The 23,705-nt window shown below is 53.3% G+C and carries 12 protein-coding genes; all 12 read right to left on the minus strand.

Annotated features, from left to right (window positions below; translation table 11 throughout):
- Positions 1-74: 74 nt before the first annotated feature.
- On the minus strand, positions 75-389 hold the full coding sequence (locus tag ABD920_RS19875) for an alpha-L-fucosidase C-terminal domain-containing protein (protein ID WP_345161533.1): 315 nt from the start codon (positions 387-389) through the stop codon (positions 75-77).
- A 189-nt stretch (positions 390-578) separates the two neighbouring features.
- On the minus strand, positions 579-2,684 hold the full coding sequence (locus ABD920_RS19880; protein WP_345161535.1) for a right-handed parallel beta-helix repeat-containing protein: 2,106 nt from the start codon (positions 2,682-2,684) through the stop codon (positions 579-581).
- Between the two features lie 50 nt (positions 2,685-2,734).
- Complete coding sequence (locus tag ABD920_RS19885; RefSeq protein ID WP_345161538.1) at positions 2,735-3,763, minus strand: cellulase family glycosylhydrolase; 1,029 nt, start codon at positions 3,761-3,763, stop codon at positions 2,735-2,737.
- A 272-nt stretch (positions 3,764-4,035) separates the two neighbouring features.
- Complete coding sequence (locus tag ABD920_RS19890) at positions 4,036-5,673, minus strand: glycoside hydrolase family 140 protein (RefSeq protein ID WP_345161540.1); 1,638 nt, start codon at positions 5,671-5,673, stop codon at positions 4,036-4,038.
- Between the two features lie 87 nt (positions 5,674-5,760).
- The gene (locus ABD920_RS19895; RefSeq protein ID WP_345161541.1) at positions 5,761-7,191 is read right to left on the minus strand and encodes a nucleoside hydrolase-like domain-containing protein; all 1,431 of its coding nucleotides are present in this window, start codon (positions 7,189-7,191) and stop codon (positions 5,761-5,763) included.
- Positions 7,192-7,343: 152 nt separating this feature from the next.
- Positions 7,344-8,987, minus strand: a complete 1,644-nt coding sequence (locus ABD920_RS19900; RefSeq protein ID WP_345161542.1) for a RagB/SusD family nutrient uptake outer membrane protein — start codon at positions 8,985-8,987, stop codon at positions 7,344-7,346.
- Between the two features lie 19 nt (positions 8,988-9,006).
- Positions 9,007-12,366, minus strand: a complete 3,360-nt coding sequence (locus tag ABD920_RS19905; protein WP_345161545.1) for a SusC/RagA family TonB-linked outer membrane protein — start codon at positions 12,364-12,366, stop codon at positions 9,007-9,009.
- Between the two features lie 798 nt (positions 12,367-13,164).
- Positions 13,165-14,568 carry an alkaline phosphatase PhoX gene (locus tag ABD920_RS19910; RefSeq protein ID WP_345161547.1) on the minus strand — a complete coding sequence of 468 codons (1,404 nt, stop codon included), beginning with the start codon at positions 14,566-14,568 and terminating at the stop codon, positions 13,165-13,167.
- Positions 14,569-14,721: 153 nt separating this feature from the next.
- Positions 14,722-15,831 (minus strand): hypothetical protein, encoded by a 1,110-nt coding sequence (locus tag ABD920_RS19915; RefSeq protein WP_345161549.1) that lies wholly within the window; start codon positions 15,829-15,831, stop codon positions 14,722-14,724.
- A gap of 25 nt (positions 15,832-15,856) precedes the next feature.
- Positions 15,857-18,298, minus strand: a complete 2,442-nt coding sequence (locus ABD920_RS19920) for a glycoside hydrolase family 95 protein (RefSeq protein WP_345161551.1) — start codon at positions 18,296-18,298, stop codon at positions 15,857-15,859.
- A gap of 331 nt (positions 18,299-18,629) precedes the next feature.
- On the minus strand, positions 18,630-20,213 hold the full coding sequence (locus ABD920_RS19925) for a RagB/SusD family nutrient uptake outer membrane protein (protein WP_345161553.1): 1,584 nt from the start codon (positions 20,211-20,213) through the stop codon (positions 18,630-18,632).
- 22 nt (positions 20,214-20,235) lie between these two features.
- Positions 20,236-23,409, minus strand: a complete 3,174-nt coding sequence (locus tag ABD920_RS19930; RefSeq protein ID WP_345161555.1) for a SusC/RagA family TonB-linked outer membrane protein — start codon at positions 23,407-23,409, stop codon at positions 20,236-20,238.
- Positions 23,410-23,705: the final 296 nt, after the last annotated feature.

Consider the following 23,705-nt stretch of genomic DNA (forward strand, 5'->3'; position numbering starts at 1 on the left):
GTAAGTGTATTTTTTGAAAACATACTGGAAACAGGAGAAGGCAGGGCCTCCTCCGCTCATTTTGAGGTGAGACTCTATTTAACTTTATCCACTTTAAATACCCACGCATACTGGCTGGGCGTATTTCCCGGTTTCAGAGCCGGTGGGGTGATGGTAAGTTTGCCATTCTTCACCGACGACTTCACCTGTGCATTGGTGAGCAGCATACTCACTTTCCCGGCTTTGCCGATGCCATTCACCGTCAAAGGCTTCTCCGGCCATTTGGTGCAAATCATATATAAGTCGTTGCCCTTGGCGGTGTAGTAGATGCCTTGCTTTTTCATATCCTGCGGGCGCTTCTCCCAGGCGGTGGTGCCGTAGATGGTCAATTTCGTGTAGTCTGAAATCATATACCGCTTGATTGTATAGCTGTGAAAATTATCAGATGCTATGTTTTGGCATATCGGTGTCTTTCCCATTTCTTGCTTATCTCTGTATTAAGGTTCTTTAGCATATGGAGCGTATATTCTCTTAGTATTGGTGTTAGAATCCATATCCTGACCTGAAGGGTATATAAATCTTCGGACCGAGGTAAAGCGCTAAAGCTTCTTAACCTCCCTCGGGCCAACTGTACTAATATCGATCGGTTTGAAGCCGAGCTTAAAAGCAGGCGATTCCGCTCGCAGTCTGAAATCGTGGTTTTCCGGATCAACAAAAAGGGGATCGGCATATTCAGAGTGCTGGTCTTTCCCCATGCTGTGCCAGGCCTCCCAGGTCTTGCCATTATAGCTGACTTTTTCGAGGGGCATGTCCGGGTTGAAGTATATGTTCCAGTCCATCTCGAAGGTGCTGTTTGCCTCCTGCACTTTCCCTTCGGGCTTCCTGTAGAACGGGTAAGGTTGGTCGCTCCAGTTCTCGCTCAGCAGCTCTCCTTCTTTCCAGTAAATGATGTTGTTCTCGAAGTATACGCTCTTGTGAGGTTCTGATTTTCCCCTACTCAGTTGTGCCAGTTTCCCAAGAGCAAAAACGTTGTTTCGAACAGTGATCTCTTTGGCGTAATGGATGTTGTAGCCCGCGAAATTGGTGTTGTAGACCACGTTGTTCTCCACGAGGAGGTAAGAGGAGCCTTCGTCGTTATATATCCCCCAGCCACCGTACTGGTTTGCCTGCACATCATGGATCAAATTGTTGCGGATGATGGTGCCCGGCGAAACGCCCAGCGTATAGATGCCGCCCATGTCAGATAATAGCCCTTGCCCGATGGTGTGGATATGGTTGTAGGCGATGATATTGTCGCGGCTGATGCTGCGCTGGTAGCCCCACTCCCAACCCACCGAAACGCCTGTGTACCAGCCGTTGTATATGTTGTTGTGCTCCACCCTATTCCCGTAGGTCTGCATCAGCAGCACGCCTACCGCAGAGGGATAAACTTCACCGAAATGGTGCAGGTCATTGTCAGAGATGATGTTGTTGCCGGTCCGGAGCACAGGCGGGTCTTCGTCTGTGCCACCGTTCACCCGGAAGCCTCCCGCGGCTATCTGGCTGATCGTGTTATATATAAATTGATTGTATGTACTCCCCTTGCCCACCTCAAACGCGAAGGTGCCGATGTTCTTTACCTCACAATTTGTAAAGGCTATATGCCGGGCACCAGTAAGCGTGATGGCCGCCGGAACGCTGGCTGAGCCCTGGTCGTCGTTGGAGTTACCGGGCGGAAGCTGCCAGTTAGTGTAGCTGAAATCCAGCTTGTCGAATGTTATATGCTCTACATACTGGTTCTGTAGCGGGTCGCCTTCGATCGTGATAAACTTCTCCGTGAAAGGCGCGACCACTTCCACTTTGGCCATGTCCTCGCCGGGCAAGGGTATATAATAAAGCTTGCCCGTTTTCCGGTTCAGGTACCACTCCCCCGGCTCGTCCAGTCCTTCCCACACATTCTCCACGATATATTTGGCCCCGGCATCCGAGAAGCCGTCTGTAAATATTTTCCCCGCTTTATGCCGGAAGGTCACGATGTTGTTCTTCGTGTCGATGGATTGAATGGGCAGGTGAGAATCGGTCCAGAAATGATAGACGATCACCTCTACATCCTCCAGGTTCTTCCATTTAGGATTGATGTCGCCTTCAGCAAACTCAAAGCGCTGGCAGTCGGTGTGGTAGTGAATGTCGTGGGCTCCGTCCGGAAAGCCCTTAACCCGGTGAAAGCCCTTGTTCGGTGTGCGGGCACGCTGTCGTAGCTCCCCGTTTATATATAACTGGTTGAAATGCCAGTTTCCTTTTTTTACCTCCGGCAGGGTGGTAGAGTAAATATCGCCTTTGTGTTTCTTCCAGTTACTTATCTTTTTGCCGCCATGCAAAAGCGCCCTGCCGCCATAGGAGGTATATATAACCGGAGCCGTCTCCGTTCCGGAATCGTCGGGCGTGAACAACAGCGGAGTATCCAGAAAATAGACTCCGGCTTCGATGTATACCTTCACCGGCCTGTCGAGCCTCCCCTGATTTTTCAGTTCCCTGACAGCTGTTTTCGCCTCACCAATAGTGGCAAAAGTTTGATCTGGGTGAATAGTTTTGGGAGAACTGCTTCCTCCTTTCGACACAAAAAAAGTAAGCGTGTCCGCAGCAGCCTGGTCCGTAGCCTCTGAAGAAAAGGAAAGCAACTGCAGCCAGAGCATTGCACTCAAAACATATATAAATTTCTGCTTCATAACCGCTTGCTTCTTTCGACCTGGCTTGAAAACTGTTTTCCAAACATTATTTATTCTCCCTTCTCCTGCCCTTTTAATGCCGGGCGGTAGCGCTCCTGCATGGCTATAAATTCGAGCACCTGCTGGTGGTAAGGGTTGAACTTGGGGTCCGGGATGCCGGTAGGCGAAATGGATGGATCACCGTAGCCTTTCTGGAACATATCGTGGTGGTACACAATGCCGCCCCCGAGCTGCCACACCTTGTATATCTGCAGAATATGGTCGTAGGGCGAGGATCCATCATGCGGCCCGCCATGATCCGGGGTGCCGTTACGTGCCGGCTCATCGTCCACGATGGGCTTCTGGTAGCGTGCCTGCAGGTAGGCAAGTTCTTTGGGAGCAATTTCCCAATGCCTTCCGGCAAACTGCCGCGTGGTGTGTGCCGACAGGAAATCGAGCATGTGGTTTTGGGGCTGATCGCCCAGGTCACCGCCAGGGCCGGGAGAGTTGGTTACCAGCCGTTGCGGATCGATTTGCTTGATGGCTTTGTAATAGTCCGCCACCCGATCCGATGACTCGTTCCACACCTGGAAGACCACGTTGCGGTAAGGCTTTAGTTCGCGGGTAATACTGGCCACGGCCTTGTCTGCGCTTTTATCGCTCAGTTTCCTGTCAGAGTCTGTGGTTTCCTGCGAAAATAGCACCAGCTCAATCACCATTCCTTTTTTATCGGCAGCGGTTATCAAGGCTTTCAGTCGCTCCAGCGGCTGCGGGCGCAGTTCCCCGCTAGGCATATATAGCGTGGCATCCGGGGCGGTGTCCACAAAGCCGTGCGTGTTGTTCCACTGGCCCCACACCCGCAGCACATTTATGCCGTATTTCTGAAATTTGCCCAGCCACTGCTCCCGCTCCTGTGCGCTTTTATTGAATGCAGGGTTATACAAAGCATTAAAAAAGCCGATGCCGGTAAAATAGAAAGGCTTGCCGTTCTTTAAAAAGGAAGTGCCGGAAACCGTCAGGCCGTTCTGTTTCTGGGCAAAGGCTGCCGGTGCCAGCAGCAGGCACAGGCAAAGGAACAGCAGGGATAAATCTTTTCTCATTCTGTATAGGTTTTGATGACTTGTAGTGTTCAATGCAGGCAGTTTATATAGGACAGCACGTCCTGTATATATAAATCCATTCTTATATGTAAGGGAACATATTTAAGTTATACTGTCCCTTTCCTTCTGTCATTCTGGAAGAATCTTGGTTAAAGAGAGGTTAAGATTTTATGGCTTGCGGGGGTAGGGTCCCTCTATTAACAAGATCCTTTCAGGATGACTAAACAAGCTGAGCTAATTTTGTCCGAATACATATATGCCGGAGAAGCAGCCTATTTCTTCCTTAATACCAGCACCATATCGTTCGCCACTGGCGGTGCGGCCTCTATCAGCCCGTTCCTGTTTACCAGTTTGGCTTTGGAATATTGGTTGCTAACGGGGTTAAACCACTGCGCGTCATATAGGGCGTTAGCTCGGTTATAGATTTTAGCCGTTGCCTTTTCAGGTATATAGGCCAGGATGGTGTTATTGTCTTCTGATTTCAGCAGCGAGACGAACTGGTGAGGCGTCTCTGCGCCGGGCTGCTCCGCCAGCAGCTCGTTTGCCGGGGCCAGCTTCCACCATTCCAGTTTTTTGAAGAAGCCGGCGAGGTAGCCGATCTGCATGCTGCCCGGAAAATTGATGCTTTCGTACCAGGGGTGCGTGCCGGTGGCGTCCTCGTGGTTCAGGATATTCTCCCCCGGCCGGAGCCACGGCCATATACCGTTTGCGCCATACGTAATGCCAGCCACAGGCGTGGCGAAGAGGCTCCAGTACGAGGCGTTGCGCACATCCTTATCGGTGATCTTGAAGAAGATTTCCTCGTAGCAGGGCTCCATGTTGATGATGGCTTTGGGTGGCAACTGCTTCCACCCCTCCGCCACGGGTCCTTCATTTATCCATTTAACAGTTTTGGCCTCGTTGTTGTGCCCCGACTGATACCCCACGATGTCGAGCCATTCCTCGTTTGCATATTCATCCCCGATCCAGGAGGCGCCATAGGGGTGCAGCGAAACCACCCCCGGGTGCTGCATCTCACCAAATACGCCCCGGCCTATGTTTTTCCAGCGCTGCTCGTAATGGTATTCATACTGCCCGTCGCCGCCCAATATCCAGATCACCTGGTTACCGCCATAGCGTGCCACCAGGTACTTCGCCAGCAGGATCGCTTCGGGGTCCGGGAGGGCATAGCCGGGGTTAAGTTCCCTGCCATCCGCAAACGGAAGCGCCCATAACAAAACAGGGGCGGCCACCAGGCCATATTTGTTAATCTCATCCACTTTGCCGTCCAGGTGCTGGAAGAATTCCGGGTTGATGCTGATCTTCCCGTTGCCCGCATAAGCGACCTGCCCCAGGCTGTTTTGGTCGGCTCCGCGCCATTGCGTCGTCACAAACTGGACTACGTTGTAATTGTTCTTCACCCGGTGCTGCAGGTAGGTGCTCCACTCTTCTTCTGTGGATTTCAGGGGGCCGTTCCAGGCGGTGCAGGCCGTGTAGAAAAAGGGAGTGCCGTCGGCGTGGGCAAGGTGGTAAGCTCCTTTCGGATGCACAATACCGCCTTTGGTATAGATGTCGTGCTTGCTCTTATGCGGCACGCAGGCAAAAGAACCCTTTACCTGGTGCAGTCCTTTGTTACTTTCGTCGGAGCACGCGGTTATATAGGTCCAGGTGCCCACCTCATCCGGTGCAAACCGGAACCGCCATGTCGTTCCTCCGTCCCAGAAGGCGTTCACCATTTTCTTCCTGCCCGACGGTGAAGTAAGGTGTACCTCAAACTTGCTGACATCATATAGCGGGTTGTTGTAGCTTTTTGCGCTGGTGAAGCTTTTGTCAAACTTCATCCAGATGCCCTCCTGCTCCTGCGCAAGCGCCGGAATCAGGAGAAAGAAGCAGAAGAGAATCGTAAAAAGTAGAGGTTTTAGCTTTTGCATTTCATTTGTTTTGATCTTTCTCAGCCAGTACGTCAGCGGCTCTTTTTGTATGCCGAAGATGACGCTGGCTCCAAATAAATCAGGAATTTACTCCGGCAGGATACTTACAATCACTCTTTTATAGCGCGTCAGCGCAGGGCTGCCGTTATCCGTAACCTTCAGGATGAAGTGAACTGTCTGCGGCACTTCCACTTCGGGCATTTTTGCTTTTGCCTCCATCGCATTGGCATTCTCTATTTTCATGGCCCCTTCATAGCTGCCGTAGGTGCCGGGCTCAGGATAGTGAAACCAGGTATATGCCAGCGCATCCTTATCCGGATCAGTGGTTCCCTTCGCACTTAGTTTTAATTCTTCTCCTGCTTTTAGCGTGATGTTTTCCGGATGTGCCAGCATGGGAACCGGCGGATGATTTGCCTCTTTGTAGCTTTTCACGCACCAGTCCATGCGGGCGGCAAAGTCGTTCTGGAACTCTTCGCGCCAGCGCCAGACGGTTACCTTGTTACTGGTGTGGTGGCTCTCGTCCACCGGCGAAAAGTATTCATCCACGGCATCTGTCCAGAAGGGGCGGGTTTCGGGCATCAGGAACCACTTCTGCATGCGGGGGGTGTAAAACTCGTATCGGCCGCCCCAGCCTCCATAGTTGGGATTTTCGGGGCTGTTGAGGCCGTTCGGGATCAGGTACAGGAAAGATGGCGTATCTCCTTCCATCAGGTAAGCTACATCCGGATATTCCGCTCCCAAGGGTCCGTGCCCCTGCTGGATGTTCTGCCGGAGCCATTCTTTGCTGATCACGTCCCTGTTCGCTCCCTGAAAACGCCCCAGAAAAGTATCGCCGGATATGCCGGGCCAGGTGGCATGGTGGTAGCCTCCTTTGTTGTCGAAACCGGGGCTGCATATATAAAAGAGGTTGGGGAATTCTTTCCGGATCCAGGGACCTGAGTCGTCCTGGTCGGAGATGGTATATACCCTTACTTTGCTGTAAAGCTTCTCGGCCTCAGCGGGTGCTTTGGTGTGCCTGATCTTCCAGAGCGCCTGCGCCAGCGTGTTGGGGCCTCCCCAGACCTGTATCCAGAGCGGCCTGTTGTCTTCTTTTTCCAGTGATCTGATGATCCACTCGGAGCCTTCGGAGTCATGGCCCTCGCCTACCCCGTTCATGCCATATACAGGCAGTCCTTTCTTAACTTTCTCTCGCAGTTCATTGTAGGAAGGGTAACCTTTCTCGTGCTTCAGCAGGTTGGGCTGCACTTTCTGATAGGCCTTCAGTATTTCGTGGATGCGCCAGTCGGCGATTTTATCTTTAGAGTGCGTGGACGTCGTCGCGATGATGCCCTCTATATCCCACTGGTTGGCATAGGTCAGGAACCTGACCAGCGACTGTGCATCATCCGGTTCGTTTTCAATGTCTGTCAGTACAACGGTTCTCAGTCTTTCGCCTGCCTGCGCAGACGCAGTGGCTGGCCCAGTTATATATAGGATGAGAAGGAGTACGAGCAAATAAAACGGTTGCCTGTTGTTCATTTCTTGTTCAGTAGGGTTTGGTGCTGATCGTGTTGCTGTTCACCGGCTTACTTGTATAGAAACAGGTGAAGGCTTAAGGGGGAAATAGCAAGGGAAATCCAAAGAATTCCCCCTGCGTTATCCAATCTCAAAACTTTTATTTTTATCATCAATTATTTGCCATAACCTGCGTTGAGGTCTATCTCGCGCTGCGGTATCGCCCAAGTATAATCCTCGTAAGGATACTCGATGGTGCTGAACGGCAGGCTCGGGTCACGGTCTCCCGGAGGGATCGGCAAGTGCAGTGCCCGCAGGTAATCCAGGCGGTCACCTTCCTGGTGCATCTCCTTGATGCGCTCGTTGTGAATGTCTTCCTCCGTCACAGAGCCGAGCGGGTCAAGGCCTGCACGCACACGGATTACGTTCACGTCGGCAGTGGCCCCGGCCACGTCGCCCTGTCGGTGACGGATAATGGCGCGCGTCAGGTACATTTCAGCGAGGCGCAGCAGGGGCACGTTTGTCTCCATGCCCACAGGGCCTCTGTAGTATTTATTTGCCCAAACCATGGGTGTGGTCACGTTCACAAAACGCGCTTCCCATATACCAAGGGCCTCTTCTTCAGGCGTAAGCGGACCTTTGTAGCCTTCGTAGCGGTAATACAGTTGCTGGTACCGCTTGTCTCTTTTCGCTTCCTCGGTTTCGGTGTAATCGCCGTTCTTCGGATCGGCCATCCAACCCACACGGTTCAGGGCATCATAGCTCACGGTAAAGCCGTTCCACGGGGCAACGCTGTTATTACCGCCTGTGGATGCCGGCCCTCCGCCTCCGGTGGCTTCATAGTGGCTTTTGTTGATACTGGCATAGTGCAGGAAGTTACGTCCGCCGTCGTTCGGATCGGAGAAGAGCTGATACCAGATCACTTCCCGGCCACGCGACGGATTATCTTTGTTCCAGGCCGCAATCGGGTCTTCGCTCATATCATACTGGCCGCCGTTTTCATCGATCACAAAGTTCAGTTCCTTCATGGCAGCATCCCAGTTGCCCATCTGAAAATGCACCCTGGCCAGCATCGCCGCGGCTGCAAACTTGTTTGCTCTGCCGTGCTCGTAAGACGGATGGTGTACACCGGAGACGTATCTTTCAGGTAGCAGCTCTTTGGCCCTGGTCAGGTCAGATACAATCAACTGCCAGATCTCCTCTGTTGTGCCGATCTTGGAGTTAGCGGCTTCTTCTGCGGAAGTCGGGAACGTGGTGCGCAAAGGCAATATTCGGGCATCGTTGCCCCCCTCAGGCTTGTACCAGGGCAGGTGCATGGCAGCTAATGACCGGTACGTAACAGCCCGGAGGAAGAGCAGCTCACCTTCCATTCGCGGCAGGTTGTTCTCTATATCGGATTGCGATGCGTTCGGAAACGGGTTGCCATCATGCGCGGCCATAAAGTCAAGCGCGACGTTCACGTTGTTGATCACGCGGTAGCTGGTGGCAAAAAAGCCAGCGGCATAGCCTACTTCCTGGTCTGTCTTGCGGTAATACATGGCGTCGGACGGCATGTTTCCGCCTTCGCCGGGTATCCAGTAGGTGACATCAGAACCGATGATCTTCACAAAGTTGTGGGCACTGATCGGGGCTCCCCACCAATCCTCCAGCAAAGCGGAATATGCGCCAATCACGGCTCTTTCAAACTCATTCACATTCAGCCACGGCGTCTCGGGTGGGTTCGTCTGCTCGAAAAACTCATCCTCTTTACAGGAGCTCACCGACAGGAAGAGCAGCATAACGGCCAGCGCCCAACTGCTTCTTTTATATATACTTTTCATATTGATTTGATTTTCAAAATTAGAATTTAAATGAAACCCCGGCGGTATATGTCTTCAGCGACGGCACAGGAAGGTTGGTGCTGATAAAGCCCTGGTTCAGGTTGGCAGACTGGCCGCTTCCTACGTTCGTCACCACCTCCGGATCCCATCCAGGGAAATCTGTGAACGTCAATAGGTTCGTACCGGATACAAACACCCGAAGCCCTTGAATTCTGAGGCGCTCTGTGAAGGCCGACGAGAAGGTATAGCCTAATTGCACATTGCGTAACCGGATATAATCTCCTTTGTACAGATACTTGTTATGGATCTGGGTCTCGTTGTTATAGTTGGTTCCGGTGCTTGGTTTGCCTTCGTCGTCATATAGGTACTGGTGGTCCCAGCGCAGCTCCGGGTACTCCGCATTGCGGTTTTCAGGCGTCCAGGTGTTTCCGATAATGCTCTTGCGTAACAACATCTGGCCGTAGGCGGCATAGCTGGTGGCCTTCTCCGAGTTGTCGTACAGGTAGTTCCCTCCCGAGAAAGTAAACAACGCGTTCAGGTCGAAGCCTTTGTAGGTAAAGGTGTTGTCGAAACCGCCAAAGTAGGTAGGCAGCGTGGTTTTGTCTTCGAGGAAGAACCTGTTGTTGGTCAGGTTGTTTATCGTGGCCGGAACTTTGTTTCCAGTCCTTACCGTCTGGCCGGAGGCTGCGAATTCTTCCTGATCCAGTTCCCACACCAGTTCCACTCCTTTGTCCGGATCGATGCCTGCATAGTCCGCCATATACCAGGTGCCTAACCGCTCGCCGGATTTAGTAAGCGTGTTCCCGTCCCGGATACCGCTGCCTGTCTGGTCTGCCTGCGGGTTCAGCTTCACCACCTTGTTCCTGTTTGTAGTGAAGTTGAAATTAGTGGTCCACTGGAAGTCTTCGGAAGATATGTTGACCGTGGAGACGTTGAACTCAAAGCCTTTGTTCTGCATATCGCCAATGTTGGCCCATATCTGGCTTGGCTGCACAGACGGAGGCAGCGGCACCTGCAACAGCAGGTCTGTCACGTCGCGATGATAGTACACTACGGAGCCTGACAATCTGTTTTGGAAGAATCCGAAATCAACACCAAGGTCATAGCTGTCCGTGGTTTCCCAGGTAACATCAGCCGCGCCTATATTGGAAACACGTGTTCCCAGGCTTCCTCCGGCATCATCATACCCATACTTCACATCGCCCCGGAAGGTCATCACGTCCACATTGCCCGGAATGTTCTGGTTACCCGTCTGGCCAAAGCTACCTCTCACCTTCAGGAAGTTGATGAACGGAATGGAGCGCATAAACGCTTCCTCTGAGATGATCCAACCCGCAGAAACAGCGGCGAAGTTACCCCAGCGCAAGTCGTCGCGGAAAGCAGAGGAGCCATCGCGGCGGAAGCTCACGCCAAACAGGTACTTGTCCAGCAACTTGTAGTTGGCTCTTGTGAAGTAGGCACGTATATAGCGCTCTCCACCAAGCCCTGCGCTCATGCCTGTTCTCAAGCCAGGGTTACCCAACTGCTGATACGAGCCTGTCAGGTTCATGCCGGACATACCGCGACCGTACCTGGACGTACGCTGTGACTCGGTACCTGCAGTGAGCGTTAAGTCATGGTTCTCGCCTAAGTCGAGTGCGTAGTTGGCATATAAGTTATAGTTGTAGTTCTGAATGGTAGCCGTGTTATCCTGCGCATACGACCCGTCATGTTCAGCTGTATTGCTGCGAATGTCGCGCGATACCCAGTACACCGTGTTCGCCTGGATCAGGTCGAAAGACCCTTCTGATCTCACAGAAAGCCCTTTTACCCACGGCAACGAATATTCTGCCCACACACCACCGATTCCTCTGTATTGGTCTACCTGGTCCAGGATATTGTTCGGGTCGCTCTGGGCAACAAGGTTAGAGGATGCCACCGGGTTCCAATATTGTGTCGGGTCATCGAACCGGTAGACAGGGTACCATGGCAAAGCATAGGTAGCCGCTTGTGAAAATCCGAAACCGTTCGACATACCAGTGCCAAGGGATTTGGCGCGGTTGTTCTTAGTATACGTGAAGTTGAGTCTTGCACCGGTCCGTAGATTCTTCACAGGCTCAAAATCCAGGTTAATGCGCCCCGAGAAACGCTGGAACTTATTGTTGTTCAGCACGCCCTCATCCTCGCGGTAGTTGGCAGAGGTAAAGAAGGAAAGCTTCTCGGCACCCCTGGTGGCTGATATGTTTACATCCCGGAAGCTACCCGTTCGCAGGATCTGGTCAAACCAATCGGTATTCGTGTTTTCGGCCTGCTCGCGCGTGATGGGGTCGTGTGGCAAGCCATTGCCCGGCCCGGGAAACAGGTTCACGTTCCGCATAGGGTCAAACGCTCCCAGTCCGGAGTTTGCCCGGGCCTGGTCCATAATCTGGAAATACTCCGCACTGTTCACAAACCCGATGTCCTCTGCTGTGCGGGTAAGGTCGGAGATGCCCTGCGTATAGTCGATGTTAAAGCTCCCCTCTCCGCCCTTGCCTGATTTAGTGGTGATGATGATCACACCGTTTGATCCCCGCGAGCCATATATGGCCGTGGCGGCGGCGTCTTTCAGCACTTCTATCGACTCAATGTCGTTCGGGTTGATGGAGGCCATCGGGTTCTGAGGCGTTGCGCCGTTGTTGGTGCCGTAGCCGTTCAGGTCGTTGGAGATCGGCATGCCGTCTACGATATAAAGCGGGTCAGAGCCAGAGGAAATGGAGTTCGTGCCTCTGATCAGTACACGTACAGGTGCTCCCGGTACGCCGCTTGCTCCTGCTACCTGCACCCCCGGGGCACGGCCCTGTATAGCCGCATCGAAAGATGCTGACGGCAGCTGTGTGATCTCCGCTGATTTGATAGTGGAGATGGAACCGGTAACATCTCTTTTATCCTGGCTGCCATATCCTACAACCACAACTTCCTCCAGGGCTTTGGCATCCGGAACCAGGGACACACTGATGGAAGACCGGTTGTTGATCGGCACCTCCTGGGCAAGATACCCGATAAAGGAAATAACCAGTGTTCCGTTTCCATCTGGCGTCGAAAGGGAGAAAGTCCCGTCCGCGCCCGTCGCCGTCCCGGTGGTGGTGCCTTTCAACAGCACCGTAACACCCGGCAAGGCTTCGCCATTCTCGTCGGTGATTTTACCGGAGACGTTGACAGCCTGGAAACCGGCCTTACGTGCGGAAACAGCCCTGTCATGTAAAGCCAGCAGCGCTCTTCCTTCGACACCGCTACCAAGAGGCGCAGTAGCAGAAGTGGCCAACTCAGTGCCTGCCCCCGGATAATCCTGCGCATACGCGGGATACTGTATGGCGCATATGCTGAGGAACAACAGCGACAACCTGCCCCTGCTCTTCCTCATACCTGTAAAGACCTCTGAGGTCCATCTTTTGTGGTGTAGCTTTTTTTCCATATACCTATATTATGATTATTGTTGCGAAACCAAGAGCAGGTTACCTTGCTTCTATTTGTGAGTGACTCATCACTTTATGGTAAAACAAAGAAATAACATATGTTATATTTAATCACGCCTAAGATTATCCTCCTATTAAGGTATTTTAACATGCTTGAGTAGCAGAACTTTCACAAACAGAATAGATATGCTCCAGAATGACAGGAGCGGCTTAATATGAGATACCCTATATATAAGGTATCTGAAACAGCCAGTGAAATGTAATTCTGCGTATGAAGCAGCCAGGTAGCCGAAAGTGGTGCTGGAGAGGATTTGTGAGGATTTGATATCTTCAGGCAACCCGCCACAGGACATACTTTTCCTGTAGAAGTAAGCTGTAGTGCTCCTGCCTGAACTATGGTACTGCAGCTCAGAATGCTGACAGGACATTAATGAAAGAGAGTAATGGGAACAAAAAAGATCCTGAGCAGCTGGAACTATGGAAAGAGGAGGAAGGCTTTATGGATTAATGCACTGCCACCTTGAATCGGGTAAGGCATCGAGGCTGGCTAATCTGGTGTGAATTTTCCTCACTTATACAGTTCAATAGGATTCATATAGAACAGGTGCTAAAGAAAAGGCGATTGTTCGAAGCCTCTCCTTTAGCACCTGGGGATGTAAATCAATATATAGCCCGTGTGAGGTCTTCCATATATCCGAAGCCCCCTGAAAGTTTGATAGCGAGCCCGCAAACTTGGCCTATTTAGGTTAAGCCCTGCGCCAGGGGCCCGTGATCGCGACGGTTATACCGGCGCCCTGCAGGTTGACGAAGTAGGTATCGCCGGATGGAGAGAACACGCCGCCGGCGAACTCACTTGCAAACCCAATGTTCTGGGCCAGTTTGTAAAACTCTCCCTTTGGCGTAATGCCAACCACGTAGGGCGCGGGATTGTCTTCGCAGAGCACCAGATCGCCCCACTGCGACACGGTCATGTTATCGCAGGCGTTGGCGATCGTCGAATCGTTGGGCTCAACGAAAAGCTCCAGTTTGCCGGGCTGGCTCTTCTCTTCCGCCTTTCCCTCATAGGGGCTCGGCACATACCGGAACACCTGCCCGTGCATGGTTTTGCCACCGTTGGTGCAGGCAAAAAAGACTTCGTTGTTTCCAAACCACATGCCTTCGCCGCGCGCGAAGCGGGCCGCGCCTTTGTCGTAGCCCTGCAGCCTCAGGTCATTCTCCGGTGATTCTACGTTCTCTATATCGATCCACTCCACTTCAAAGGGCTGCCCGACCGGGAAAGCCGGCGTGGTCAGGTCGGCCCAGTTGCGGGTGTCAAAGCTTTTCTGCTCCCGTATCACCAGTGCCTGCAGCTTGCCGCCTTTCAGCAGCTTGCCGTTCTTTTTGGGTATGAACCGGTAGATCAGGCTGTCGCCGGTGTCTTCCGTCATATATACAATGCCTGTTCTGGGGTCTACGGAAACAGCCTCGTGGTTCATCCTGCCCATGGCTTTGATCGGCTTGGCTTTGGTGAGCTTCATCTTCGTGCGGGCAGGCACCTCGAAATTATAGCCGTGCTCCTGCTCACAGGAGTTCTCCTCGTTTGGCTTCAGGACGGATTCCTCGCAGGTGATCCAGGTATTCCAGGGGGTAAGCCCGCCGGCGCAGTTGCGGGTGGTGCCCACCAGGCTCAGGAACTGCTTTTCCACTTCGCCCGTGGCCGGGTTATACACCAGGGTAGTGGTGCCGCCTAACTGTGGCGCAATGCCCTTGCCGTAGTCATAAAACTTGTCTTTGTCTACCTTGGACAACAGCTCGTTCTGCTCCCCGAAGGCACCGCTGCCCAGCGTTGAAGTGAGCTCGTGGTTTCGCACCAGGATCACGCGGCCTTTCGGACCCTGAAAGGCAGCCATGCCGTCCGGAGCGCCCGGCACCATCAGCCCGTCGCTCATCAAATCCCCCTTTTTGGAGATGACCTTGTAGGAGAAACCCCTCGGAAGGTTGAGGATGCCTTTCGGATCGGGAAGAAGCTCGCCATACCCCACATTGTAATCATTTACGGAACGGGAGGCGGCCATGAGCGGCGAGTTTACGAAGTACTGTAAACCCATAAAACCGAGGGAAGCCATCCCGGTCAATCTCAAAAAGTCTCGTCTGGAGGTGCCTTTTTCCATGCTTGTTATTTTGTCCTGGTTTAATGCAAAGCGATAGAACCTACCTTTTGCTTTCCCAAAATTTGAAAGGTTTCTAATTTAATGTTACCCAATATCAGCATTTTGCTTTAAAAATGACATTACCATTTTGTTAAAGTGTCAGCCCGGAGCTTGTCAGCGTCCGGTTATATCCTTCACTTTATTAAAAAACCCCTTCTTCCGATCCGAGTTTATACCCCAGTCGACCGGCACACTCTGGTACCCTTCCTCAAAAGCCTCCCCCTCTTTCCTGTAATCAAAAAATCCCCAGGAAGCATATGCCTTTACCGCATTCACAAAATTATTTTCCGGCTTCTCGAAGTCATAATGGTCGTCCTCATTGAAGACAATGGGCTGATTTATATATCCCTCCACGCGTTTGGTATCCTCCACCATCTTCGGGATCAAAGCCGGGTCGCTTACCCCGTTGGCGTGCAGGAGAATAAAATCAGAAACGCGCACCACATTGGGTTCAGGGATCGTGCCGCCTCCGTAGCTGGTACTTACCAGTAGCTGATGGCCCTTGTGCTCCTTCTGCTTTACCCGCAAAATAAGCTCGTGCACCCTGTCGGGTTGCAGGATCGCATGGTCGTAGTTGATGTTGCACTCATTGTTCACCTCCACCAGCACGTTCCGGTATCCTTTTTTCAGCAACCACTCTGTGGCGTTGTCCACTGCATGCAGCACGGCTTGCTCGTCTTTCAGATACTCGTCCTGCCCGAAATAGAAATACCCCAGGATCACGGCCATCCCCAGCTTGTCGGCTTCCCGCAGCATTTTATCCAACCGACTCATATAGTCTTTGCGCAGGTTGCCGCTCTCGTCGAAGGCGGAATTGCGCCAGTTTTTGTTTCCGTACCCGGTTGGGCTGCCTCCCTGCAGGTTGATCGTGAAGGCGTTTAACCCATGTTGCTGCCATGCACGCATCGCCTTCACAAACTCATTTGTGTTTCTGTCCGCGTCCCACTTCCTGGTGTCCGGGTAATGGAACAGGGTTTTTGTCTCCGGGTTGGCGTCATCGAAAATCCCCTGCACCATCCGGGAGTTCATCAGAAGCCCTTCAATTTTATGGCCCTTCCAGTACCGGGCCGGATAGGTAGGCTGGCCGTTTATATAGAATTGGTTGCCCCTGATTTCTACCACGGTGCTCCTTTGTTGCGCGTGCCCGGCAGAAACGGCGAACAGCCATACCAGGATGGCGATTACTCCCTTTTTAGCTATATGGTAATTCCCTGCCGAGTTCATATATGAATGTAAGTAAAATCGCGGTTTACTGCAGGCTGAAAGCGTACGTTTTACCAGCCTCGGTCGGAAAATCATAGAGGTATGTCTCTTTCAGCTCTATCCCCTTTAAATCTGCCTTTGGCGAAACGAGCGGATCCTTGACATCCGGCACCTGGTAAAACGGGTTTGGGTTCCGGCCATCTGCTTTCGCTAACTTCACCGTACCGTCGCTTTTTACAGGGTCATATACCCTGATGCGGCAGTTCCCTCCGAGATTTGATTTGATGGCCAAGTGGTCGATCTTCCCGTTTTTCCACGACAGGTCCACTTCATATCCGCCCCGCACCACGAGGCCTTTCACACTTCCGTCCGCCCACTTGTCCGGCAATGCCGGCAACACGTGCAGCGCGCCGTCGTGGCTCTGCACCAGCATCTCGGCGATGCCGGCGGTGCAGCCGAAGTTCCCGTCAATCTGGAAAGGCGGGTGGGCGTCCAGCATATTCGGGTAGGTGCCGCCGGGGCCACCGCGTTCCGTCACCAGGCTGAGCTGGTTTGTCAGCAACTGATAGGCGTGGTTGCCATCCAGCAGGCGCGCCCACAGGTTCACTTTCCAGCCCATCGACCAGCCCGTGGACGGGTCGCCACGGTGAATGAGCGACGTGCGGGCCGCCTCGAACAGCTTCGGTGTGCGGTAGGGTGAAATCTGGTTGCTGGGGTACAGGCCGTAGAGATGGGAGACGTGCCGGTGCTTGTCGTTAGGGTCGTCCCAGTCCTGCAGCCACTCCTGCAACTGGCCGTGCTGCCCCACCTGCATCGGCGGAATCCGGGGGATGAACTTGCCCAGGTGCTCCTGAAACTCCTTATCGGTATTTAAGATTTGGGCCGCGCGCTGCGTTCTTGTAAACAGGTCGAATACCAACTGGTTGTCCATGGTGGCCCCCGCCGTGATAGTGATCTTCTTTTCCGGGTCATAGCCGTTCTCCGGGGAGATGGACGGTGCAACCACCAGCCAGTTATGCTTCGGCTCCGCCTGCAGCACATCCGTAAAATATTCCGCTGCTCCTTTTAGCACCGGGTAATACTCTCTCAGAAAAGCCTTGTCGCCGGTAAACATATAGTGGTCCCATATATGCTGGCTCAGCCAGGCACCGCCCATCGGCCACAAGCCATAATAGGCCGGGTCAACCGGCCCCGTAATGCGCCATATATCCGTGTTGTGGTGCAGCATCCAGCCTTTGGCGCCGTACATCTGGCTAGCGCTTTCACGACCCGCCACCGACAGGTCTTTGAGCATATCGAAAAGCGGGCTGTGCAGCTCCGACAGATTCGTTACCTCTGCCGGCCAGTAGTTCATCTCGGTGTTGATGTTGATGGTGTACTTGCTGTCCCAGGGCGGTGTCTTGCTGTCGTTCCAGATGCCCTGCAGGTTGGCGGGTTGCGTGCCCGGCTGCGAAGAGGAGATGAGCAGGTAGCGCCCGAACTGGAAATACAGGGCAGCCAGGTGCGGGTCATCTGTTTTGCTGAACGCCGCGATGCGGGCGTCAGTGGGCTTCTTCGCCGCGTCTGTCACCCCCAGATCCAGTGCAACCCGATCGAAATAGGCTTTATATGCGGCGATATGTGCGGCAAGAGCATCAGCGTAACCCTTTTTAACCGCCTCGTTTATATATGACGCCGCCTTCTGTTTGGCGTCCCCGCTCAGGTCTTTGTAGTTCCTGAAGTTAGTGGCCATGGAGATATAAAGCGTGGCGCTGTTGGCCTTGCTGATGTTCACCCCGGTCTTTGTGTTGGCCACCTTCCCTCCCTCCGTCAAAGCTTTCAGGTGCGCCTGAAACTTTACCTTTCCTTTTTGATTTTCATGGTCACTGCTGGTGCCCGACAGCACAAGTTTGCCTTCCTCTATATATAGCTCGTGGTTCATGGGGCTTTCGAAGCGGGCGTTGAAGGTAATTTTGCCCGGTTTGTCGGCCGTCAGGCGCACGACCAGCACCTGGTCCGGGAAGGAGGTGAACATCTCGCGCTTGTACTTCACGCCGTCCGCCTCGTAGGTGACAGTGGCCACCGCCTTTGCGATATCCAGGTCGCGGTAGTAGTTTTTGTAAGCCTTGTGAGCGGGGAAATCCAGCAGCAGGTCGCCTACCAGCTGGTAGGGCATGCCGCTGTTTCCGTAGGGCTGCATTTCCTTGTCCGCCAGTTCCTGCGCCTCCTTATACTTTCCCGCAGCGAGGAGTTGCCGGAGCCTCGTGATAACGTCGCTGGCTTCGCTCTTGCCATTGTTGTTACCGGCATCGGTTTTGATGTTGTTGTTCGGCCCGCCTGCCCACACCGTCTCTTCATTCAGCTGCAGTTTTTCCTGCTGCGGATTCCCGAAAACCATTGCCCCTATCCTGCCATTGCCGATGGGCAAGGCCTCGTTCCAGTTAGAAGCCGGCTTGTTGTACCACAGCTTCATCTGCCCGGGATCGGAACCCTGGAAAGATGAGTTCATCACCCATAGCAACAGGAAAACAGAAAGCCTGAGAAGTCCCTTTGAAGTTATTTGCATCCTTTTGTTTATATGATTAGAAATAGGTTGCGCACTCGGTTTGAAAGCGGCCCCGTTTCCAAAGAAAAGGTTTCTGCCGGAATTTTCACATGTTTTCCTTACCCTCCCATTAAATAATTATAAAAGCTGGCTGCTAAAGCCCCCCCATATTGGCACAAAGCAGTTCCTGTAGATGGCGGAGGCTTCTTCGCCGGCACACCTTAAGCCCTTTAAAAAGAAAGCATCTGGCAATTTGCTTACCAGATGCTTTCAGGTTAGATATGCTACACTTTACTTAATATCCAGGATTCTGTGCGCCCAGGCTTGGGTTTCTTTGGATCTCTGATTCCGGGAGAGGGAAGAGCAAATGCTTTTCCTCAAACCGCTTGCCCCAGTGGTTTTGCTGTCCGATCAGGTCTACAAAGTCAATCTCGCCCCTGTTAGCCTGGGAGGTCACCGGGAATTTCCTTGTCCGGACGATATCCTGCCACAGTTGGAACTCAAACACAAGCTCCCGGAAGCTCTCCTCCCAGACCTCCTCCACAAACTCGTCTGCCGACAGGCCAATGAGTTCGGCCTTAATCTGGGCAGGGGTCATTTTCCAGTAGGCCCTGCTTCTCACCTGCGTTAAATAGTCAACAGCTTCTGCCGTTACCCCCTGCGACCTGGCAATTGCCTCGGCGGCCATCAGGAGCACGTCAGAATAGCTGTAGGCGACGGCATCCTTGCCGGAGCTGGCGGTCTCGAAGACAGCCTGATCATCATGCCACATATAAGGTGCGGTCTCAAAAGTTCTCACCTGCCCGTTCTCCAGCGTCAGGGAGCTGTGAAAGTACTGCTTCTCCTGAACCCGCAGGTCCTGATCCGGGTCATATCCCCACAGGAACTCATTCACAGGCGCGTAAGCGTTGTTTGTAATGGCGTACGCCACGTATTGCGCCATCGAAACCGGGTAAGTCCACTGCGGGTAGTTGTTTCCGGCAATGTTGATGGCGTACTCATGGTAGAAGACATACTCGTTAAGGGAAGCGTCGCCTACTCGCAGAATATTATAAGCGCTGTTTACAACGTTCCCGCTATTATCCCTGACATGCTGTGTCAGGCTGTAGGTGCCGCTGTTAATGACACGCATCGCCATGGCGGCCGCGTCGGCATAGCGGTCTTCCTGCAGCGGATAGCCGCTCATGGTCAGGTACACATCAGCCAGCAAGGTTGCCGCCGTGCCTTCTGTTATCCGGCCACCGTTGTTGGCCATGGAGGTTTCCGGTAGCCCACCCTCGTTCACGGCGTACAGCAGGTCCTCTTCTATCAGGGTATAGATCTCCTTGATGGAGCTCCGCTCGACATAGAGGTTCTCAAGCGACTCGTACGGTTCTGTCACCAGGGGCACCTCCCCAAACATCCTGACCAGGTTGAAGTAGGCGTAGGCCCTGAAGAACCTGGCCTCTGCCAGCAGCCGCTTGCTTTCTTCCTCCGTCAGGCCCGGCGTGGTAGGGATATACTTGATCGCATTGTTCGCACGGGAGATCCCGCGGTACTGGTCGTCCCAGATGCTGCCCAGGTAGCCGTTCAGGTTGTTCCCGTTCAGGGTCAGCTGCTGCGCGTGCTGCACGTGCACCTCCTGGCCTTTGTACTCGTTGTCAAAGAAGCCGGACATGTAGTTGCCCAGCATCGCTTCCGCGCCGTTGTACACGCCACCATCATACAACTGCGGCGCACCCGTCCTGTAGAGAGAGTTAACGGCATTGTAGGCATGCGCCGGCTGCGTGAAGTTCTGGCTGGCTGCCAGTTCGTCCTTTGGCTCCTCTTCCAGGAAATCCTCGCAGGAAGCGAAGCAAAGCAGGCCGGCCATCAGTATAATTGCATTTATCTTTTTCATGTCTTTTGCGTCTATCCGTGAATTAGAATTTAACACTGAGCCCTAGCGTATAGGTGCGGGGCTTTGGATACTGGAAGAAGAAAATGTTCTGTCCCCATTGGTTGCCGCCCCAGGAGGTCGCCTCCGGATCATACCCCTGGAATTCATCAGAATGAATCACAAAGGCATTCTGCACGCTGGCATATACCCTCAATGCTTTCAGGTTCAGGTCTGGCAGGAAGGTATTGTCGAAGTTGTACCCAAGCGAGATAAGGTTGCCGCGCAGGTAGGACCCGTTCGCTACCCAGCGGCTGTCCACCTCGCTGTTCTGGCCTGCATATGCCTGATTCCGGATCTCCTGCACCATGGTGTTCTGGTTCGTCGGCGTCCAGCCCTCAGTCAGGATTGTTCGAAGGCCGTTCGCGATACCGGACCTGTCCTCGGTGGAGTGGTAAAACTGCTGCAGGATATCCACGCCATAAACAAACTGCAGGTCAACAACCAGGTCGAAGTTCTTGTAATTGAAGTTGTTGATGAAGCTACCTGTCCAGTCTGGCAGGCCTTTGCCCAGGATCTGTCTTTCTGCCGAGCGCTTGGCCTCTCCCGGCACGGCGCCCACTTCGGCAGCGGCCTCCGCCTCGTCTGCCCCCCAGATGCCCAGGCGCTCATAGCCCCAGAAAGAGCTCAGCGACTCGCCCACGCGCAGGATGGTCTGGCTTCCAGATACCCAATAGGGGCCCGGCTCGATGTCCTCATCGTTCTCGCCCAACTCTTCTATCTCATTCTTGTTATAGTTCAGGTTGAGGGTAGTCTCCCAGTTGAAGTCGTTGGTCTGGATGTTTGAGGTCGTCAGCAACATCTCTATCCCCCTGTTGGACACTGAGCCGATGTTATCGAAGACAGAAGTGTAACCTGTGCTGTGGGGCACTGGTCTGGAGAGTAGCAGGTCGGTGGTTAACCTGTAGTAATAGTCGAACTCTAACTGCACGCGGTTATTGAACATCCTGCTGTCGAAGCCGATGTCAAACTGCTTTGTTTTTTCCCACTGCAGCTCGGGGTTCGGCAGCCTGCTCAGGTAGCTCTCGGGGGCACGCTCCCCACCAATCAGCACAGTACCCGAAGATACCGTCGCCAGCGAATTATACGTTCCAATTTCGGTGTTACCGGTTAAACCAAAGCTTGATCTTAGCTTCAGTTGGTTCAACATGTCCACGTTCTGCAGGAAAGGCTCGTTCGATACTACCCATCCCAGACCAATGGAAGGAAAATAGCCGTATTTGTTATCCTCTCCGAAGCGGGAGGAACCGTCCACCCTTCCGGTCAGGGTCAGCAGGTACTTCTGGTCATACGCGTAGCTGCCCCGCAGGAAGTAGGAGTTCATCGACCACTGATCGTAATCAGATTGCGGTGCCCCCGGCTGGCTGGCCGCCTGGAGCCGGTTAAACCGGAAGAAATCGTCTGAGAAGCCCCGGGCCTCCACCCAGTTCGCCTCGAAGGTGCGTTCCTGCCAGCTCAGCCCCAGCACGGAGTTTATACTGTGCTTTCCAATGTCTTTGTTATAAGACAGGTACGTTTCCTCCTGCCAGTAATTTACTTTCTGGTCCTGCACATAGGCCCTGCCCAGTGGGGAGGAGATGTTGATCAGGTCGGTTGGGTAGTACTCCTGGAAGTTTCTGTCGTGCCTGTCGAAGCCGAACTGGGTGCGCAGGTCCAGGCCAGGCAAGAGGTGAAACGTCAGGTAAACGTTCCCAAAAAGCTGCGTACGCTCGCGCAGCCGATCCTGCGTTTCCAGCACATGCACCGGGTTGGCCATCCCCTCCAGGTTATAGGCGTCGCTCACCATGCTGCTATTGCTCCAGGTGCCGTCCGGAAACTGAACCGGGAAGATGGGCGGCATCTCGATCATGGTGCGGCGCGGCATCTGGTGCCCGCCCCCTTCTTCCGCCTCGTTCTCGGTGGTGTAGTTCACCATGAGGTTGGTGCCGATCGAAAACCATTTCTTCGGCGTCGCATCGAAGGCAATTTTACCGTTAACCCGCTCCAGCCAGCTGTTGAGCATGATGCCTTCCATCCTGGCATAGTTCAGGAACGTTCCGAACGAGGCTTTTTCTGACTTTGACTGAAACGAGAGCTGGTGGTTATGTGACAAAGCCGTGCGGGTGGCCTCCTCCTGCCAGTCCGTGTCATAGAGGGGGTTGCCGTTGGCATCGAACAGCCGGGGGTCGTCTGTTGTGAAAACGGGCTGTATGTCGGGCCTGTATTTCGGCGTGTTGGCCATGCCTGTCTCCACCACCTGCAGCCATTCCTGCGCATTCAGCAGATCCATTTTCTCGCGTATTTTACCGACGCTCACCCAGCCGTCATAGCCAACGGTCACGCCTTCTACCGCGCCGCCCCTCCTGGTGGTAACGAGTATAACCCCGTTGGCACCGCGTGCGCCATATATAGCGGTTGAAGAGGCGTCTTTCAGCACCTCAATGCTCTGGATGTCGTTGGGGTTCAGGAACTGGATATCCTCCATCACCACGCCGTCCACCACATATAGCGGCCCAGAGGAGGCGTTTATAGTCCCAACACCCCTGATCACGACACGCGGGCTGCTGGTAGGCGAGCCGGAGTTGAGTTTCACGTTCACACCTGCCACCCTGCCCTGTAAACCCTGGAGGGCATTATTCACGGGGGCCTGCAGCAGCTCTTCGGAGCTTACCACCCCAACAGAGCCTGTCACGTCTGATTTTTTCTGCGTACCGTAGCCTGTCACCACAACCTCTTCCAGCGCCTGCGCGTCAGTCGCCATGTTCACGTTTATCACGGTCTGGTTGTTGATCGGCACCTCCTGCGTTGCATAGCCGATAAAGGAGAACACCAGCGTGCCATTGCTTTGCTCATCCGGGATGGTGAGGTTATAGGCCCCGTCCGCATTCGTAGAGGTACCGACGGTGGTTCCTTTCAGCACCACCGTTACGCCTGGCAGCGGGGAGCCGCTCTCATCCCGTACTGTGCCGCTCACCTGAATCTGGTACACGGACGTGGATCCTGCCCCTGTCTCTGATACAAGGGACGTGGGGTTTGTGTGCAGCTGTGTTTTCCCGGCTGCATGGCCTGGTGTCGCGGTAATGCCCGCGCACATCGAAAAAGCAAGGAGGCTGGTACAGAAAGCCCGCCCCTTTCCTTTTACATTACTGCCATCTAACAGGTCTGTAAATTGGTTTTTCATAGGTTAAAATAGATAAGAAGTACAATAGAAATTAACTAAAACGTTTTAGCATATATAAAAGCAAATAAAGAACTTAAAAACATCCTGCTAAAAAACACATTGCAGCTGCTGAATGCTGCCCGTAGCTTCTTGGGTTTTTCACCTGCGTCATTTTCTACCCTGGGGCGGGTCTACACCTCTGTGTGACTTATTAAGAGCGATGGTTTATGAGGTGCTTGCCAAGTGCTATAGCTGCGCAATCCGTCTGTCAGGCCATCCCTGCAATGGTATTTTTTGATTATACTTTAGATCAATTT

It is taken from the genome of Pontibacter saemangeumensis, assembly GCF_039541895.1.
Classification (GTDB): Bacteria; Bacteroidota; Bacteroidia; order Cytophagales; family Hymenobacteraceae; genus Pontibacter; species Pontibacter saemangeumensis.